This is a genomic window from Nostoc sp. KVJ20, assembly GCF_001712795.1.
In the GTDB taxonomy this organism is placed as follows: Bacteria; Cyanobacteriota; Cyanobacteriia; order Cyanobacteriales; family Nostocaceae; genus Nostoc.
In genome coordinates, this window is sequence record NZ_KV757558.1 from 1 (window position 1) to 3,642 (window position 3,642).

The 3,642-nt window shown below is 42.3% G+C and carries 3 protein-coding genes; 1 reads left to right on the forward strand and 2 read right to left on the reverse strand.

Annotated features, from left to right (window positions below; genetic code table 11):
* Positions 1 to 64: 64 nt before the first annotated feature.
* Both A4S05_RS04050 and A4S05_RS04055 read right to left on the reverse strand, forming a co-directional pair.
* Complete coding sequence (locus tag A4S05_RS04050) at positions 65 to 1,090, reverse strand: ABC transporter permease (RefSeq protein ID WP_069068543.1); 1,026 nt, start codon at positions 1,088 to 1,090, stop codon at positions 65 to 67.
* Positions 1,091 to 1,258: 168 nt separating this feature from the next.
* Entirely contained in the window at positions 1,259 to 2,182 is a 924-nt protein-coding gene (locus tag A4S05_RS04055) for a shikimate dehydrogenase (protein WP_069068544.1), read from the reverse strand.
* Positions 2,183 to 2,333: 151 nt separating this feature from the next.
* Here A4S05_RS04055 and A4S05_RS04060 point away from each other — a divergent pair, with 151 nt between their 5' ends.
* Positions 2,334 to 3,272, forward strand: coding sequence for an alpha/beta fold hydrolase (locus A4S05_RS04060; protein ID WP_069068545.1), 939 nt, complete (start codon positions 2,334 to 2,336; stop codon positions 3,270 to 3,272).
* The last annotated feature ends 370 nt before the right edge of the window (positions 3,273 to 3,642 follow it).

Genomic DNA, 3,642 nt, shown 5'->3' on the forward strand with positions numbered 1-3,642 from the left:
AGTTGACACCAGTGGCTTTTCGTCCCACCCCACAAGAAAATTATAAACAGTGAATAACTCTTGGCTAATATCGAATTCGCGGATCTACATAAGCATTTAAAATATCAATTAAAATGCTGGCACTGACAACGATCGCACCAAAAAATACTAGTACTCCCTGAACTATGGGATAATCACGATCTGCGATCGCTTGATACAGTCGATTAGCTAACCCAGGCCAAGAAAATGTTACCTCTGTCAAAATAGCCCCACCCAACAGAGATGCAAAGGTTAATCCCAAGACTGTAATCACTGGAATGAGCGCATTTTTTAAAGCATGGGAGGCTAAAATCTTATTTTCACCAATCCCTCTGGCTCTAGCCGCTTCTACATAATCGGCTTGCAAAGTTTGCTTTAAATTCACTCGCACAATTCGCTCAAAAATCCCACTGAGCAAAATTCCTAGCGTGAGACTCGGTAGAGCCAGATGGTGCAAGGATGTGAAAAACTGGGTAAAGTTTCCACCGAGTAAGCTATCAATTGTATACAACCCAGTTACAGGAGTCGGCGCTGGAAGATTGGGCGGAAAGCGATTGGAATTAGGAAACCAACCCAGTTGGACTGAGAAAATCAACTGCAAAAGCATTCCCGCCCAAAACATCGGGAGTGCGTAGGTGATGATCCCAAATAAGCGCCCTCCGACATCAAAATATGTCCCAGGACGAGAAGCCGAAAGAGTGCCAACCGCAATTCCGACGATGAGTGCAACCGCCATACTAGATACTGCTAACTCCACCGTCGCCGGGAAATATTGCCCAATTATGTCCCAAACATTCTGTCCGCGACTCATTAAAGAAGTTCCCAAATCAAAACGCAGTATGCTTCCCAAATAATTGAGGTACTGTAGCCACAAAGGAAGGTTTAAACCGAGTTGTTTTCGCAATTCTTCTTTAGCTGCTTCTGGCGCACGTCCACCAAGAATTGCATCTGCTGGATCTCCTGGTGTTGCTCTTAGTAAGAGAAATACAATGGTAATGATAGTTAATAGCTGAAGTGGCGCAAGAAGCAACCGAGAAACAATGTAATACTGTAAAGCTTTAGAGCGAGACATAAGCAATTAAAAGTTTAAAATAAAAAATGCGATTTTTGAAACTATCTTAGAGGATGTTTGCAAATTTCTCTTGGCGGTATCAAAAGTTTTAGATCCCCCTAAATCCCCCTTAAAAAGGGGGACTTTGATTCCAGTTCCCCCCTTTCCAAGGGGGGTAATTAAGTTTCATCACTTCCCCAAACCCAGATGATTTTGTAACGCTTGGCGCATCACTTCCACAGGCACAGTTTCCTGCTGCAACCAGATTTTTAATGCTGCTACCCCTTGTTGGACTAGCATTTCTAAACCATCGATCGCAATTGCGCCTTGTTTTTGAGCCTGTTCTAGAAATTGCGTCGGATTAGGAATATATATCAAATCGTAAGCGATCGCACCCGTTGGTAAATTAGCCATTTCTTCTACACTCAAAGGCGACTGATCAACTTTGGGATACATACCTATAGGAGTTGTATTTACCAGCAGATTTGCTTGGGGAATTAGCTTTGGCAATTCCTCCCATTGATGAACCTGGAATTTCTCAGCTAGGGGTGAATTGCTCCAACTATTGCGAAATTCCTGTAATCTTTGCAGATTGCGCCCAACAACATGAATTTGGGCAAAACCTAGCTGGGTACAACCTGCTACAACTGCTCTTGCTGCACCACCATTGCCCAAAATTACCGCTACTTTCTGACTCCAATCCTGTTTATATGTTGTCTGCAAAGGGGCGATAAATCCTTCTATATCCGTATTTGTACCCACCCATCTGTTATTTTGGCGGCTAACAGTATTTACTGCTCCGATAGTTTGAGCCAGGGGGGTAATTTCTGAGAGTAGCGGTATGATCGCTTGTTTGTGAGGTATTGTCACACTAAAGCCGATAACCCCAACAGCAGCAAAACCTGCGATCGCAACTTCTAAATTTTGTGGTTCGATCGGAAAAGGCAGATAAATGTAATCTAATCCTAATTGTGCGATGTCTTCTCTACGAGAGGCTTCGCCAACGACGAGCTGCGCTAACGCAGCATTATGCATCAATGGTGACAACGAATGTTCCACCGGATATCCAATCACTCCTAGTAGTTTAGTTTTACCTGTAATTTCTTTAGTCATTTGTTATTTGTCATTTGTCATTGGTCATAACTCATACTCCTTGTCCCCAATCCCCAATCCCCAGTCCCTAATCCCCAATCCCCAATCCCCAATCCCCATTTCCCTCACCTAGCCTACAATTATTAAAAGCTACTTAACACTTCTTTAAATCATGCAGGCAACTACAGCCCCCTCTACAATTCCAATTCCTGGTAAATATTGGCAGTGGCGCGGGCACAACGTTTACTACGTGCGTGCGGGAGAGAAACAACTGCAACGTCCGCCCTTGCTTTTGGTACATGGATTTGGTGCTTCCACAGACCACTGGCGCAAGAATATCACAGGATTGTGCCAAGATTTTGAAGTATTTGCGATCGATCTTTTGGGATTCGGGCGATCGGCAAAACCAAAATTGCAGTACAGTGGCGACTTGTGGCGCGATCAACTTCATGATTTTATCAGCGAAGTGATTGGTCAAAAAGCAGTATTAGCAGGTAATTCCCTTGGTGGCTATGCTTGCTTGTGTGTTGCAGCACAACGTCCTGACAGTGCAGCTGGTTTAGTTTTGCTCAATAGTGCCGGGCCTTTTAGCGAAAGCCAGCCCACATCTGAACCTGAAGCTTTACAAACCCAAATTCAGCCTCCCAAACAACCTTCTTCTTTACAAAAATTACTGGGTGACTCGGTTAAATGGATGTTTCAGCAACCTTTAGCTCAGTTTGTGTTATTTCAATACGTGCGACAACGTTGGGTAATTCGCCAAACTTTAGAAAAGGTATATCTTGATAAAAGCGCAGTTACAGACCAATTGATAGAAGAAATTGCTCGCCCTGCTTTTGATTCGGGTGCGTTGGATGTGTTTGTTTCAGTTTTTAGTAGTCCTCAAGGGGAAAAAGTTGATGTGCTGTTAAAGCAATTAACTTGTTCTTTATTGATGTTATGGGGAGAAGCTGATCCTTGGATGAATGCTAGAGAACGTTCTCAAAAGTTTCGCCAATATTGTCCTGAACTCACAGAACATTTCTTAACAGCAGGTCATTGTCCTCATGATGAAATACCCGATAGCGTAAACCCACTTTTTCGCGATTGGGTATTGTCTATTACCCAGTGATATTGCATTTCATTAGAAAAAGTTGAGTAGAGATGTAATAAATCGCGTCTCTACTCGCAGTATTTTCTATAAACCAATACAGTTCAGCTAATATCAAAACACTTGTAGAGACTGCGATTTATCGCGTCTCGAAAACCCACGATTTTGTACAATTAGCACTTAACCCAAGCGGATTTTTCTATCAACAAGATAGTTAGAGAAAAGAGACAATTACTATTAAAGCTAAAATTCCTATTACAATAATTTTTTGTATATGGCGTTTACCAGTCTAATAAAGTACACTAATTAAGATAAATTCAGTGCATCTACTCAAGGGTAAAAATGAAACCATATTCCCTCGACTTTCGCCAAAAAATATTGGATACATACT

Excerpts from the sequence above, each read along its gene's own strand:
- A4S05_RS04055 (WP_069068544.1), bottom strand. The coding sequence starts at position 2,182 with ATGACTAAAGAAATTACAGGTAAAACTAAACTACTAGGAGTGATTGGA.
- A4S05_RS04060 (WP_069068545.1), top strand. The coding sequence starts at position 2,334 with ATGCAGGCAACTACAGCCCCCTCTACAATTCCAATTCCTGGTAAATAT.
- A4S05_RS04050 (WP_069068543.1), bottom strand. The coding sequence starts at position 1,090 with ATGTCTCGCTCTAAAGCTTTACAGTATTACATTGTTTCTCGGTTGCTT.